The sequence below is a fragment of the Mesorhizobium sp. WSM4829 genome (assembly GCF_055811475.1).
The window spans coordinates 1-14301 of record NZ_JBVVQJ010000069.1; the positions used below are offsets into that span (position 1 = coordinate 1).

At 63.0% G+C, this 14301-nt stretch carries 13 protein-coding genes; 8 read left to right on the forward strand and 5 right to left on the reverse strand.

Annotated elements, in window-relative coordinates; genetic code table 11:
- Positions 1 to 177 precede the first annotated feature (177 nt).
- Together AC0L17_RS33330 and AC0L17_RS33335 are read right to left on the reverse strand one after the other, a co-directional pair.
- Positions 178 to 918 (reverse strand): 2OG-Fe(II) oxygenase, encoded by a 741-nt coding sequence (locus AC0L17_RS33330; protein ID WP_473518842.1) that lies wholly within the window; start codon positions 916 to 918, stop codon positions 178 to 180.
- A gap of 176 nt (positions 919 to 1094) precedes the next feature.
- Entirely contained in the window at positions 1095 to 1967 is an 873-nt protein-coding gene (locus AC0L17_RS33335) for a DMT family transporter (protein WP_473518843.1), read from the reverse strand.
- Positions 1968 to 2294: 327 nt separating this feature from the next.
- On the opposite strand from AC0L17_RS33335, the gene AC0L17_RS33340 reads away from it, so the two are divergent.
- The gene (locus AC0L17_RS33340; RefSeq protein WP_023799097.1) at positions 2295 to 2825 is read left to right on the forward strand and encodes a putative pterin-binding protein; all 531 of its coding nucleotides are present in this window, start codon (positions 2295 to 2297) and stop codon (positions 2823 to 2825) included.
- 21 nt (positions 2826 to 2846) lie between these two features.
- A complete protein-coding gene (locus AC0L17_RS33345) occupies positions 2847 to 4820 on the forward strand; it encodes a putative bifunctional diguanylate cyclase/phosphodiesterase (protein ID WP_473518844.1) in 1974 nt (657 codons plus the stop codon).
- Positions 4821 to 4890: 70 nt separating this feature from the next.
- Here the strand turns inward: AC0L17_RS33345 and AC0L17_RS33350 are convergent, their stop codons facing one another.
- Positions 4891 to 5157: a hypothetical protein gene (locus tag AC0L17_RS33350; protein WP_023799099.1), complete on the reverse strand. Its 267-nt coding sequence runs from the start codon at positions 5155 to 5157 to the stop codon at positions 4891 to 4893.
- Positions 5158 to 5305: 148 nt separating this feature from the next.
- On the opposite strand from AC0L17_RS33350, the gene AC0L17_RS33355 reads away from it, so the two are divergent.
- The 5 genes from AC0L17_RS33355 to AC0L17_RS33375 all read left to right on the forward strand — a co-directional run bounded on the left by AC0L17_RS33355 (position 5306) and on the right by AC0L17_RS33375 (position 10225).
- The gene (locus AC0L17_RS33355) at positions 5306 to 6241 is read left to right on the forward strand and encodes a hypothetical protein (protein WP_473518845.1); all 936 of its coding nucleotides are present in this window, start codon (positions 5306 to 5308) and stop codon (positions 6239 to 6241) included.
- Between the two features lie 135 nt (positions 6242 to 6376).
- Complete coding sequence (locus AC0L17_RS33360) at positions 6377 to 7237, forward strand: FAD binding domain-containing protein (RefSeq protein ID WP_473518846.1); 861 nt, start codon at positions 6377 to 6379, stop codon at positions 7235 to 7237.
- Positions 7237 to 7713 carry a (2Fe-2S)-binding protein gene (locus AC0L17_RS33365; RefSeq protein ID WP_128246968.1) on the forward strand — a complete coding sequence of 159 codons (477 nt, stop codon included), beginning with the start codon at positions 7237 to 7239 and terminating at the stop codon, positions 7711 to 7713. Before AC0L17_RS33360 ends, AC0L17_RS33365 begins: the two co-directional genes overlap by 1 nt.
- Positions 7714 to 7715: 2 nt before the next feature.
- Positions 7716 to 9992, forward strand: coding sequence for a xanthine dehydrogenase family protein molybdopterin-binding subunit (locus AC0L17_RS33370; RefSeq protein WP_473518847.1), 2277 nt, complete (start codon positions 7716 to 7718; stop codon positions 9990 to 9992).
- The gene (locus tag AC0L17_RS33375) at positions 9980 to 10225 is read left to right on the forward strand and encodes a MoaD/ThiS family protein (protein ID WP_236391206.1); all 246 of its coding nucleotides are present in this window, start codon (positions 9980 to 9982) and stop codon (positions 10223 to 10225) included. The genes AC0L17_RS33370 and AC0L17_RS33375 overlap by 13 nt, the downstream gene beginning before the upstream one ends.
- Positions 10226 to 10569: 344 nt before the next feature.
- Here the strand turns inward: AC0L17_RS33375 and AC0L17_RS33380 are convergent, their stop codons facing one another.
- Both AC0L17_RS33380 and AC0L17_RS33385 read right to left on the reverse strand, forming a co-directional pair.
- A complete protein-coding gene (locus AC0L17_RS33380) occupies positions 10570 to 12126 on the reverse strand; it encodes a serine hydrolase (protein WP_473518848.1) in 1557 nt (518 codons plus the stop codon).
- A gap of 126 nt (positions 12127 to 12252) precedes the next feature.
- On the reverse strand, positions 12253 to 12390 hold the full coding sequence (locus AC0L17_RS33385; protein ID WP_473518849.1) for a hypothetical protein: 138 nt from the start codon (positions 12388 to 12390) through the stop codon (positions 12253 to 12255).
- 589 nt (positions 12391 to 12979) lie between these two features.
- Here AC0L17_RS33385 and AC0L17_RS33390 point away from each other — a divergent pair.
- A complete protein-coding gene (locus tag AC0L17_RS33390) occupies positions 12980 to 13906 on the forward strand; it encodes a LysR substrate-binding domain-containing protein (RefSeq protein ID WP_473518850.1) in 927 nt (308 codons plus the stop codon).
- Positions 13907 to 14301: the final 395 nt, after the last annotated feature.

Here is a 14301-nt window from a genome sequence, read left to right on the forward strand (position 1 = left end):
GATGCGCATCGGCCTCGCAGAGTTCCAAGCCATCAAGTACGGAGCCACGCTCGATGTGTGAATCCGATAGGTCACTAAACGGGGAGAAGTGCCCGGCAGGGCGATGAGGGGCGGCGCCGACTCCGACAACTGATCCCCTTGGCACGAAGTTGCTGGTCGCCTCACGCAGGGACAGCCCTATTTCGCGTCGTGGAAGATAATGCCGACGGTATGGCGCAGGCCGGAGCGAAGCCGGCTGACGCCGTGCCTGAGATTGACGCGGTAGCTGCCTTTGCTGCCCTGCACCGGACGATTGTGGACCGCGAAGGCGACTGCATCGCCCTGGCGCAGCGGCACCACCTCGGCGCGGCTCTGCATGCGCGGGCGCTGTTCGGTCAGCACGAACTCGCCGCCGGTGAAATCCTTATCCGGTTCCGACAGCAGGATTGCCACCTGCAGCGGGAAGGCAAGATCGCCGTAGAGATCCTGATGCAGGCAGTTGAAGTCGCCAGGGCCATACTGGAGCAGGAGCGGCGTCGGCCGCGTCTGGCCCTGCTCGTGGCATTGCTTGAGGAACGCGGCGTGTTCGTCCGGGTAGCGCTGGGCTATGCCCATGCGCTCGTTCCAGTCGTTGGCGACGGCGGCAAGGCGCGGATAGAGTGCGGTGCGCAAGCCGCCGATCAGCTCTGGCAGGGGATAGCGGAAGTAGCGGTACTCGCCCTTGCCGAAGCCGTGCCGCGCCATGTGGACATGGCTGTGGAAATGGCTTTCGTCGGGATAGAGCCCGGCGATCTCCCGGCATTCTTGCTGTGTCAGCAGCTTTTCCATCACCGCGCAGCCATAGCCGCTCATCTCCTCGGCCAGTGCCTGCCAGTCATATCCGGCGACGCGCGCTTCCGCCGATCGGACCGCTGCTTCTGGAACCGTGTGTATGGTCATGGCTCTGCCTCCTCTGGCTTCATCGGCTTCTGCAATCAGATGGGTGAATCGGCGCGTGCAAACCACCCGTTTCCTGCCAAGGGGTGTTGCACAGAGCGAAGCGTCACCCGCGCCCCCGCCCAGGCCTGTTTGACGAGCGATTTCAATGCCTCCAGCGAGACACCGGTTCGGGTTCCTCAGGCGCCGGCTTTGGCAGTTTTGCCGCCGGACGTGGCGAGGTAGAGGACGGCGCCGAGCATGATCGTCGCGCCGAGCACGCCTGCCGACGACGTCCGCTCGCCCATGAAAAGCGCGGCACCCAACGCGCCGAACCCACTTTCGGCGCTAAGCATCACCGCCGCGTGACTGGCCGAGGTGAAGCGCTGGGCGACGGTCTGGATGCTGAAGCCGACGGCGGTCGAGAACACGCCAAGCACAAGCAATTGCGGCCAGGCGTCGATCACGGTGGCAGGCGACAGATTGCCGTGCAACAGGCCGAACGGCAGGGTGACCACCGCCGCGCCGAGGCATTGCGTCGCCATGGCGGTGAACGGACGTCCGTAGGTTTGCGCATGGCGGCCGAGTTCGACCATCCACAGCGCAAAGCAGACCGCCGACAGCATGATCGCCGCATCGCCGCGGTTGAAGCTCGCGATGCCGCCGGACAGGAGCAGCGCGCCGACCACCGACAGGCCGGCGGCGAGCCCAACGGTCGTCGTCAATCGCTCGCCGATCAGCAGCCGCGCCGCAATCGGCGTCATCACCGTCGACGTGCTGACCAGAAAGCTGGCATTGGTCACTGACGTGCCGAGATAGCCGATCTGCTGAAAAACGACCGCGACCGCAAACAACGCGCTTACCCTTGCCAGGCTGGCGCGATAGAGGCCGCCTGCCGGCTGTCGGGGTTCGGTGGCGATCAGCGGCAGGACCATAAGCCCGCCGATCAGGCAGCGCATGCCGACCGCGCTCAACGGGTCGAGATGGTCGAGAATAGTCTTTTGCGGGATATTGCCGAAGCCCCACAGAGCTGCGGCAAACAGAAGAACAAGGTTGGCATGGAGCTTCGACATCGGCCTCCCCTCGCTTGGATGTCGAGGGAAGGCTGGCAGATGCCCGCTTACGGATCGCCTACGCGCTGGCATCGAGCTGTGGTGGCGAGGAACCCAGGCTGGAATGAGGCCGCGATCCTTCACGCCCCCTCTGGCCTGCCCTCTTTGCCCCCACTTGGCATCTCCCCCACGAGGGGGGAGATCGGCAGTTTCGCCGTTGCGCGTCTCTTCCCGGCCGAACAGGGCTAACGGAAAAATCAGACATTCATGGCAATGTTAAACCCGCCTGCCCGAATGAAGGTCAGGCGACGGTTGGGTGCTGGCCCATCGACAAGAAAAGGATTGCGCATGTCATCCTTGCTCAACACAGGACGTTCATCGCTTAAGCGCAGTCTGATCATGCTGGCAGTCCTGGCGTTTTGCATCCTGCCGGCCGGGGCGTTGGAGCCCGTTGATCTCCCGGAATCGCCAGACACTGTGGCCTTCAATGTTCAGAACAACGGCAAGTCGGTCCCAGTCACGTTGCGACAGCTGGAAAAGCTCGGTCTCTACCGGGTCACCACCGCAAGTCCATTTGAAAAGGGGCAGCTTACATTTGAAGGCGTCCTGTTCCGCGATGTGCTCAAGCTCGTTGGATTGGAAGGCGAGGATTCCGTTGTTCTGCGGGCGGTGGACGAATATGTGCAGATAATTCCGCGCCAAGATTGGACGGAAGGTCCTCTCCTGCTTGCCACCCGCCAGAACGGAAAATTGCTGACCCGACGCACGCAAGGTCCGACCCGGCTGGTCTATCCGCTCAACGACCACCCGGCCTTCGATACGCCAATCCACAAACCCCGGTGGGTCTGGCTGATCAAGACGCTCGAGCCTGGCGGCTGATCGAGTTCCGGCGTGGCTCGAATGGCACGCTTTGGATCGAGAGGCTGGCGCGTTCCCGTCACCTACGGGACCGCCATTGCGGCTGCAGCAGCCAGCTCTGCCGTCCTGATCACCGTACTGTTTCTCAGCCTCAGCAAGATCGAATATTCGCTGCCGCGGTTCGGCTTTTTCGCCATCCGCGAGTTCCACATTGCGATACGCGATGTAACCCACCTCAAAGACATGACATCGCTCGCCCAGGCAGCCCCCGGCTCAGCAGACAGCCTTGAGCAGTTATCGGCGGCGAACGACCTGGTCTACATCCGTTTCAAGCGGATCGACGGCACCGGGACAGCGAGCGAGATTCCCGCCTACGCAAGTATCGTTCCGCGTGTCGTTGACGCGGTGACACGGCTTGATGCCATGATTGCGGCCGGGCCGCCTCTCGATGAAAATATATTGAAGGAAATGGGGCTGGAACTCGAGCATCTCGTAGCGAGAATGAACGACGAATATTACAAATATGGAGATGAGATCAACGTCGATCTCTATTCGGCGGAAAAAAGCCTGAAGAGATTCAACTACCAGATTGCATTCGCTCTGGCGGTCTTGTCGCTGCTGGCGATCGGAACTGCCGTATTGCTTATCGGCCGTCGGGAAACGATAAGGAAACTGGAGTTTCTGGCCTGGCGCGACGCGACGACGGAATTGAAGAACCGTGCCTGGATGTCAGCCAACAGGGACGTGATGCTGGACCGGGCAAGGCTGGCCGGCAAGCAACTCCGCCTTTTCCTGATAGACTTGGATCATTTCAAGGGCGTGAACGATACGTTCGGTCATCACATCGGTGATCTGCTGCTGAAAGCCGTCGCCGAAATCCTGCAATCGGTCGAACGGCCCGACGAAGTTGTCGCCATCCGTTTGGGTGGCGACGAGTTCGCCGTCATGGCGATCGGGGACCGGCACGCGGCAGCCGATGCGCTCGGCGATCGGCTTCGCGAGCAATTGAACCGGTTTGCCGAACTCGCGGGCCACCACGTGCGGATGGGAGCCAGTATCGGCATGGCGTGTTTCCCCGAACATGGTTCGGATATTTCCACCCTGTTGCGCAACGCAGACAGCGCTCTTTATGTCGCCAAAGCGGAAGGACGTTCTGGCTTCGTGACGTTCTCGCCTGCAATCCTCAATCAGTTCGATATGCAGCTCGGCGAAGAAGCTGGGATCAAGCGTGCGCTTAACTGCGACGAGTTCTTTCTGGTTTGGCAACCCCAGTTCGAGCTGGCAACCGGCCGCATGATCGGCGCCGAGGCGCTCGTGCGCTGGCGCGACCCCGCTTCGGGAGCGATTCGTCTGCCGATGTCATTCATTCCAATTGCCGAACGAAGCGACCTGATACTGGAAGTCGACAAGGTCGTGCTGAGCAAGGCTTGCCTGCAGGCAGCCCGATGGGCGCCACTATCTGCCGATGATTTCGTTTGCTCGGTCAATCTTTCGGGCAAAAGCCTTCAGAACGATGCGTACTTCGCCCACCTTGTTCTGGTGCTGCAACAAACAGGACTGCCGCCCTCGCGCCTGCAACTGGAAATAACGGAGGGGGTGCTTATCCAGAACAGCCGCAACGCCTTGAACATGCTGACGGAAATTCGAAATATCGGCGTCGGTCTGGCACTCGACGATTTTGGATCCGGCTATTCAAGTTTCGGCTACCTTGCCGATTTCAACCTGGATCGGTTGAAGATCGACCGATCGTTCTTGAGCGGTCTGGAAGCGTCGAAGAAAAAACAGAACGTCGTTCGAGGCATTATAGCACTGGCCAATTCCCTCGGCTTGACCGTTCTGGCAGAGGGGGTGGAAAACGAAGCGCAGCTCGATTTCCTGATCGCCGAGCGTTGTCACAGCGCTCAGGGGTTTTTCCTGTCACAGCCGATCGAAGAAAATCGGCTGACGAACCACCTGGCTGCGAGGCGAGGCAGGGTGAAAGATACGGACAAGTTCAGGCTGGGCCTTTCTGCGTAGAGCATTTACACAGAGGAAGTGGTCCTGAGTCTGAAAGCGTCGCTGCCGGCCGGCCTCCAGATGCGAAATCCTATGCGAACAAGCCGACTGCTCGATCGTAAAAATGGTCGAGGGCGCAGCGCCTGGCGGCAATCCGGGCGGCTTCAAGCAATTCCTCGCGACCCGAGGCGCCGTCCTTGTAGGTTGCGATGACCACGCGCGCGATCCTTTCGGCGTCCTCGTTGTCGAGCTCCGCTTCGCCGGAGCGCAAAGTTTCCCGAACCACACCCCTCAAGAGATCCAGTTCAATGGTTGAAAAGACGCCCATATAGGGCGCGGATTTGCACTCCACGGCCATCTGAATTCCTCCCACTGTCACGATATCAAACACGCGGCAGATTACAACTAAAGTATTAGGCGAGCGCGCGCATTGGGGGTCGCCCGTAGGCGTTGAAACGGAATGGTATTAGTGTGCGCGTTCGGAGCTTCAGGGACGCGGCAAAAGAATGGATTTCAACTCAGGCCAAGGCTATTTCCTCATCGGCAGCCTTATCCTGGTCGGTGCCGGGCTGCTGATCCTATCGCTGATCGTCAATGCTCGTGTGGCGCACAATGTCCGCCACGACATACGCCATCGTGAAAAGCTGCTGGAATATTATCGCAACATCTTTTCCCAGCTCGGCGTGATCCTGATCGGTATTGGCGTTTCTCTGTTCATCTTCTTTTTTCAGCAGAATTATCAGGAGCAGCGCAAACGCGAAACGGAGCTCCAGCTGGTTCTCGCCAAATTGGCGGCGCGCATTGCTCGCGGCGCCGCCGTCGTCGAATACCTTGGCGAATTCGATGCGCTGCTCGATGATGGCGGTCCTTATATCAGCCCGGAACTCGGTGGAACGAATGCCGCGATCAGCGCGCACGGGGCGGAACTCGGCAAGCAGGTCGCCGAGATCCTTCTGGTTGAGCGCGACGTTGAAGTTCAAGCGTTCGAGATCCTGAACCTATCGCGCGATTTCGAAGCATCGTTCGTCGTCAACGAACTCAATCCCGCGCTGTGGTTCAACATCGTCCAGGATGAGAGCGAGATCAAATATGCCACCACTCAGCTCGCCCTCGACTACAAGGACCTGCAGGATGCGATCGGCGGAGACTCGATCGCGGTTGCGATCGCAAATCCTGAAAAGGAGGCAAAGATCAAGCAGGAGGTGCTCGACATCTTTTATGATGCCGATCTCTTGCGCCAGCGCAGCAGGAGACTTCTCGGCCGTGCGTGCTGGCTTTTCAGCCAGGGGCGCAGCTTCGTCAAGCTTGGACCGGTCGACGAGATCGAGGCCGATTCCAGGTCGCACCAGGAATGGATCGATCGGTCGAAACGCTTCCTGACGCAGTTGAAGTCGGGAAGCGGCGATTGTTTCAAATTGCTCCAGTTCAAGCCGGCGCCCTGAGTTGAGAACGCGCCGGCAAGCGGCCCGCCGCCCCGCCGCGGCCTGGCCTAATCGCTGCTCATGCAGAACCGGATGACCATTCCGATCCAAGGCTCTATAACGGGCCGACAGAATTGCGATGATCAAGGGGAGACGATGCGCTACATACGTCCGCTTTCAATGGAAGATGCCGTTGGCCAGTTGGCCGGTTCGCCCGGCACCGCCGCCATTCTCGCCGGAGGCAGCGACCTCCTGGTGAGGATGAAAGGCGGCTTTATCGAGCCCGACCTGATCGTCGACATCAAGGCAATCGACGGACTGGGCGAGATCAGGGAAACGGCGGAAGGCTTCAGCATCGGTGCCGCGGTGTCCTGCGCCCTGATGGGAGAGAGCGCGGCCTTGAACCGGGAATGGCCGGGCGTCGTCGAAGCGGCCAAGCTGATTGGCTCTAAACAGGTGCAGGGTCGCTGCACGATCGTCGGCAATCTTTGCAACGCCTCGCCGGCGGCCGACAGCGTGCCGGCGCTGGTGGCCGCCGGCGCCAGGGCATTGATTGTCGGACCAGGAGGCAGGCGCACGGTCGCGGTGGAGGCAGTGCCGACCGGGCCTGGCAAGACGTCGCTCGCCAAGGGAGAAATCATCGAGGCGATCCTGCTCGACAGGCGCGCGCCGCGCTCCGGCGATGCCTATCTGCGTTTCATTCCACGCACGGAGATGGACATCGCCGTGGTCAGCGCCGGGGTGAACCTGACGCTCGACGAGCAAGGTGTCGTCAAATCGGCCCGCGTGGCGCTGGGTGCCGTGGCGCCGACGGTGCTGCTGGTGGAAGAGGCGGCCGAGGCCCTCATCGGCAGGAAACTTGATGAAGCAGCACTTGAGCGGCTCGCCAAGGTCTCCTCGGGGGCCTGCCGCCCCATCGACGACAAGCGGGGCACGGTCGAGTTCAGAAGAAAAGTTGCGGGTGTGCTGGCCAGGCGGGCCGCCACGACCGCCTATGCGCGTGCAGGAGGCAAGTGATGGCCGCAATTGCAGTCTCAACGACGATCAACGGCGACAATGTCGAGTACCTTTGCCACCCGGACGAGACGCTGCTCGACGTGCTGCGCGACCGCCTCGGGCTGACCGGCGCCAAGGAAGGCTGCGGCACCGGCGACTGCGGCGCCTGCAGCATCATCCTCGACGACCGGCTGGTTTGCTCGTGCCTGGTGCTTGGGGCGGAGACCGAGGGCCGGCGCGTCGAAACCATCGAGGGCATGGCGCACGGCGACAGGCTGCATCCGCTGCAGCAGAAGTTCCTCGAACACGCAGCGCTGCAATGCGGCGTCTGCACGCCGGGCTTCCTGATCGCGGCGAAAGACCTGCTGGCCAAGAACCCCGACCCGACCGAGGAGGAAATCCGCTTCGGGCTCGCCGGGAACCTCTGCCGCTGCACCGGCTATGACAAGATCGTGCGCGCCGTCCAGGACGCCGCAAGCGTGATGAAGGGAGCCTGACGATGAACTTCGATCCGCGCTATTCCGGACGCAATTTCGCCTCCGTCGGCACGCGTCCCATCCGCCCCGACGGCGTCGACAAGGTAACGGGCCGCGCGCGCTATGGCGCGGATTTCAACATGGCCGGCCAGTTGGTCGGGCGTGTCCTGAGAAGCCCGCACGCGCACGCCACGATCAGGAAGATCGACACCTCGAAGGCGGAGAAGCTCAACGGCGTGAAGGCGGTGATCACCGCGGCCGACCTGCCCGACCTCACCGACGGCGATGCCGCCCTATACGACGTCCTCGACAACTGCATGGCGCGCAAGAAGGCGCTCTATGACGGCCATGCGGTGGCCGCGGTCGCCGCGGTCGACGCCCGCACGGCAAGGCAGGCGCTGAAGCTGATCGAGGTCGACTATGAAGTGCTGCCGCATGTGACCGATGTCGACGAGGCGATGAAGCACTCGGCGCCCGTGCTCGACGACACCATCTTCACCGAGGGCCTTGAGCAAAAGCCCGTCAAGCCGTCCAACGTCACCAAACGCAGCCAGTACGGCCATGGCGACATCCATGCGGGATTTGGCCAGGCCGATTACGTCGTCGAACGCTCCTTCAAGACCGAGCAGACGCACCAGGGCTATATCGAGCCGCATGCCTGCGTGGCGAGCGTCAGTTCCGACGGCACCGCCGACCTCTGGGTCTGCACGCAAGGCCATTTCGTCTACCGCCAGCACTGCGCTCAGCTGCTTGGCATGGAAGCCTCCAAGCTGCGCGTCACCTCGTCGGAGATCGGCGGCGGTTTCGGCGGCAAGACCCACGTCTGGGCCGAGCCGGTGGCGCTGGCGCTGTCGCGCAAGGCCGGCCGGCCGGTCAAGCTGGTGATGACGCGCGACGAGGTGTTCCGCGCCTCCGGGCCGACCAGTGCCACCTCGATCGACGTCAGGATCGGCGCCCGCAAGGACGGCACGATCACCGCGGCCGAGGCGACGCTGCGCTATTCCTGCGGCCCCTATGCCGGCATGTGGGCCGAGCTCGGCGCCATGACCGCGTTCGCCTGCTACAATCTCGCTAACGTCAGGACGGTCGGCTACGAAGTGCTGGTCAACCGGCCGAAGACGGCGGCCTATCGCGCGCCGTCGGCGCCGATGGCGGCGTTTGCAGTGGAAAGTGCCGTCGACGAGCTGGCCAAGGAGATCGGCATGGATCCGGTCGAGTTCCGGATCAGGAACGCCGCCCAGGAAGGCACCCGATCGTCCTACGGCCCGGTTTACGGCCCGATCGGCATCGGCCCGACCCTGGAAGCGGCGAAGAACCATCCGCACATGCAGGCGCCGCTGGGCAAGAACCAGGGCCGCGGCATGGCTTGCGGCTTCTGGTTCAACTTCGGCGGCCAGACCTGCACCGACCTCAACATCGGCATGGACGGCTCGGTCTCGCTTGCCGTCGGCACGGTCGATGTGGGTGGTTCCCGCGCGTCGCTGTCGCTGGTGGCGGCGGAGGAACTCGGCATCGCCTATGAGCAGGTCAAGGCGGTGGTCGCCGACACCTCCAGCCTCGGCTACAACGACATGACGGACGGCAGCCGCGGCACCTTCTCCTCCTCGATGGCGACGATCTCGGCCGCCCGCAACGCCATCAAGGTCCTGCGCGAACGCGCCGCGCAGATGTGGGACATTCCCGTCGACGACGTGGTCTGGGAAAACGGCCACGCCATCGCCAAGGGCGAGAAGTACGGCAACCTTGCGGCGCTGTCCCTCAGGGAGATCGCGGCCGGGTCAGGAAAGACCGGCGGGCCGATCGCCGGCCACAGCGAGCTCGTCGCCGACGGCGCCGGCGTCTCCTTCGCCACCCATATCTGCGATATCGAGGTCGATCCGGAGACCGGCGCCACGAGGGTGCTGCGCTACACGGTCGTGCAGGATGCCGGCAAGGCGGTGCACCCGACCTATGTCGAGGGGCAGTACCAGGGGGGTGCCGCGCAAGGCATCGGCTGGGCGCTCAACGAAGAGTACGTCTACGGCAAGGACGGGCGGCTGCAGAACCCCGGCTTCCTCGACTACCGTATCCCGGTCTGCTCCGACCTGCCGATGATCGACACGCAGATCCTCGAGATCCCCAATCCCAACCATCCTTACGGGGTGCGAGGCGTCGGCGAGACTTCGATCGTGCCGCCGCTGGCGGCGATCGCCAATGCGGTGTCGAACGCCGCGGGCGTGCGGATGACGCATATCCCGATGTCGCCGCCGCGGATTCTCGCGGCGATCGAGGCGGAACGGGGAGGCCGATGGTCGAAGTAACGCTCTGGGGATCGCTCGGCGCAATCGCCGGAGGCAAGAGCAAGCTCGAGATCGAGGCGAAGGATATTCGGGAGCTGTTCAGGAAGCTGGCTGAGCAGTATCCCGGCTTCGAGCCCTACATCGACCGCGGCATCGCAGTCGCCATAGACGGGGTTATCTATCGCGACACCTGGTCGAAGGAATTGCCGCAGGGCGCTGAGATATTCCTGCTGCCGAGACTGGCGGGAGGATAGTTTCACGGCCAAGCCCCGGCCTGTCACGGCTCAGAGTAAAAGCGCTCCGTAGCGATCCTTCGCGCCCCCCTCTGTCCTGCCGGACATCTCCCCCACTTGGGGGGAGATTGGCAGCTTCGCCTGCAGCGCCTTTTCTGCAACGTTGAGGATTGGCGAAAGTGGTCGCGACAGCCGATCTCCCCCCTTGTGGGGGAGATGTCCGGCAGGACAGAGGGGGGCGCCTCGCTCCGCCATCAAAGGTTCTGCACCGCAGCAGCGCTCCAAGGTAACGGGATGGATCCCAGGGTCTGCGCCGCGTCGCTTCGCTCCTTGCTCCGCCCCAGAATGACGAAGGCGCAGGGGAACTAATCACCGACGCGCTGCAGCGTGCCGAGATTGTTATCGTCGAGAAACTCTATGGTCATGGCCGACGCCTTGCCGTCGGGGCCGATGTCGAAGCCTACGCCCGAGGGCCTGTCCGGCGTCTCGGCGTCCGGGAAGGTCAGGAAGAGGTCGCCGTCGAAATGCTTCAACGAATAGGACCGGGCGCCGGCTGGCCCGACCTTGAGCGCAAGAGCGTCCCCCGCAGTCGACACGACCGCATCGCCGATGAAATCGTTGGAGTAACGGCCCGCATAGGCGCTGGCCGGCCGGGCCGGACTTGCCGGAGACGGTGGCGCGGCATAGGTGGCCTTGGCCGCCGCGATTGCCGGGCCGAACAGGCTCGCATAGGCATCGTCCCATGCCTTGACCCAGTCCTTCTCGACCCTTCCGTCAAAGGCGAGATCGGCGAAGCTCTCGGACAGGCCTTCCGGCACGCCTGTCGAAAAGGCATTGGCGACGATGACGATGCCAAGCTTCTCCTCCGGGAAGAGCGTCACTAGGGTGCGGGCGCCGACGCTGAAGGCGCCGGCATGGCCCCAGCTCAGGCCGTGACGGCCGAATTCGACATTCCAGCCGAGGCCGTAGAAGGACGTGCCGCCTGAGACGGGGTTCTTGCCCCGTTCCATCAGCGGAACATGCGTCTGGTCCAGCGCATCGGCCTTAATGAGCGTCTCGCCGGCATAGACCCCATTGCCGAGCACGAGGCGCACCCATTGCGAGAGATCGCGCGCCGTGGAGCTGACACCGCCCGCGGGCGCCTGCGCATCCGGATCGCGCTTTACCTTCGCGGCCCAGATGCCGTCGATCTTGACGTGGAGCGCGGCGCGATTGGCCTGCTTGATGAAGTCCGCATGACGGGAACTGGTCGAGGCCATTCCAAGCGGACGGTAGAGCTTCTCCTCGGCGATCTCCTCCCAAGGCTTGCCCGTCGGCTTCGCGGCCGCGGTGGCACCCTCGGTCAGTCCGAAATTGCTGTAGGAGTAGCCGGCGCGAAAGCTCGACGATGGCGACACGAACCGCAGACGACGCAGGATCTCCGCGCGATCGTAGCCAATGTCCTCGAGATCGTCTCCGGCGGTGCCGGGAAGTCCGCTGCGGTGCGAAAACAGGTCGCGGACCGTGAGTTCGCTGGTCGGATAGGGCTCGGCGAGCCGGAAGGCCGGATCGAGATCGACTATTTTCGCATCCCAGGAAACGATGCCCTCGCTGACCAGCGCCGCCACGATCGTTGCCGAGACCGGCTTGGAGAGGGAGGCGATCTGGAACACCGTGTCGGCGTCGACGGTCTCCGGCTTGCCGGCCTCGCGACGCCCGAACCCTCTGAGAAAGACCACCTTGTCGTCATGAACGACGCCGATGGCGAGACCAGGCACCCCACCATCCGCGACGACGCCTTCGGCGAGCGCCTCGAGCTTCGACAGGGCTGCCGCGATCCGGTCTGGCGTAATGGTGTCGGCCGGCGCCGCCTGCGGCGAAAGCACCATGACGGCGATGAAGGCCAACGTCCCCCAACGACGGAAATTCCGACCCAACCCCACGCTCGAGCTCCTCCCCTGCAAGCACTGTCATACTACAGGCCGGCGCAGGGAAGGCCAGCCCTCGCCTGCGCGATACAGCGAAGTCCGCCGCGCGACGCCAAGCGGCCATCCCCGGGAGCCAACCGGTCAAAAATATCGAACGGACCATCGCTCGGCGGCGACGACCGTCATGATGAACCCGAACGACAACAGCGATGAGAGCACGATAGCGGCGTCGAGCCGGTCGGACCAATAGTTGAAGGTCGTGTCGACGATCGTCGCCAAGACCTTGTCGGACCCGATCCATTGCCAACGATCGCGCCGATCACCGCGGTCGCATCGCGGCGGTAAGCCGCCGGAGGCGGCGCCTAGTGGTGAAAGCCTGACGCTTGCTACCCGACGCGTAGGGCAGCTCAGGGTGGAGAGACGAAGTTCCCATTCGTCCCTTGAACGGGGAAACGCGCCAAATCCGGACGTTCAGCGTGATTACAGCTCAGCCGAACATGCGCTTGAACCCGTCAGATACTCCGCTGCCACTTTACCTCTAACGCCTCCTGGTATGAATGTTGAAATTGCCGACGGGACACGGGCGGCAGTACGCAGTCGAGATCACCGATATCGTAGCGCAGGTGTGGCGGAAGTTTCGCAACCACACCCTCGTATCGGGCAGCCTCGCGGCTGTCGCTGACACGCTTGATCCCGCGCCGCAACGAATTTGAGATTACCTCCAGCAATGGCTGCAAGGAGTTTCGCAATACAATCAGCGCGCCATGATCCTTGGGCATTTCGAACAACCTCTTCGTTAAGTCGAGGATGCCGCGCCTCATGCGGGAAGGGAAACGAGTTGCGCAAATGCCGGCAATGAGCGACGCTCATGACTATGGGCATGCCGGTGGGTTTTGACCTCGATCTGCTGCGAAGCTTCGTCGCCATCGCAGAGGAGAAGAGCTTCACCCGCGCGGCCGCCCGCGTAGGGCGCACGCAGTCGGCAATCTCCCTACAGATGCAGAGGCTCGAAGGGGTTCTCGGGCAGACAGTGATCGTGCGCGACAAGGGCGGCAGCGTGGAGCTCAACTCGGAGGGGCACTACCTGCTCGGACGGGCGCGGGAACTGCTGGCGCTCAACGACGACATCATGCGGTCGATGCGCGCCGCACCGGTGCACGGCACCGTCCGGTTGGGCATTCCCGCGGAATTGTCGGCGCGCTACCTGCCGCGAATCCTCGATGGCTTCTCGCAGGCCGCGCCGGCGGTCGAGGTGGAGGTCGAGGTGGCGGCGTCCTGCTTCCTGTCCCTGAAACTGAAGAACGCCGAGCTCGACCTGGCGTTGCTGAGGGAGGGACTGGAGCCCCGGCAGTGGCCGGCTGCGGAGATCTGGCACAGCTCGGTGAAGTGGATCACGTCGGACATTCACCGCCAGCATCTGCGCGATCCGCTGCCGCTGTCGATTGCGCCTGCCGACTGCCCCTGGCGTCCGTCCGAGTTCAACGAGTGCCTGTGGCATGGCATGGTGATCCGGGCGCTCGAGCAGGCGGGACGCGGCTATCGCGTCGTTTCGACCTCGGCGACGACGCAGGGAATGATGGCCGCCGCGCAGGCTGGGCTCGCGGTGACGAACACGCTCGCCGACGATCGTCTGCCCGAGGGGCTAAGGATCGTAAGGGCAGATGAGGGCCTGCCCGAACTGCCAGAGTGCCGTTACCTAATGCTCAAGGCGCGTGAGTCGCGTCAGCCCGCCACGGACATGCTGGCGGCGCAGGTTCATGATGTCTTTGGCAGCATTGCGAACCTGGACCCCTGACAGAGTTGCGACGCAGTCCCTGCCGGAGCGGGTGCTCGTGGATATCAAGAACCACGCAGTCACGCTATCCTCAAATGGCCGCTTTGGGGCAGCACCTTCCCCATCGGTCTCGACGCGGGAACTTCCGCAAGGGGGTCCGATTCGAGCCGTTGCGCGAAGGGGAGCTTTTGAGAAGCTCCATGGATGTCGCGATATGGCGCAATCGAGGCGACCCGTGCTTTTAACCGCTCTGCACGCGGAAGAAGCCGTTGGAGGACTAAACTAGGTTGGGTGGAAACTTGCCGTATGCGCGCCTGTCGGAACGACGTGATTGCGGCAAGGAGCGGACGTCGCCCCGCCTATGCGGCTTGCTCACTCTAGCGTCGGGGCGGTCCGCAGACCGTTGAATCGAAATC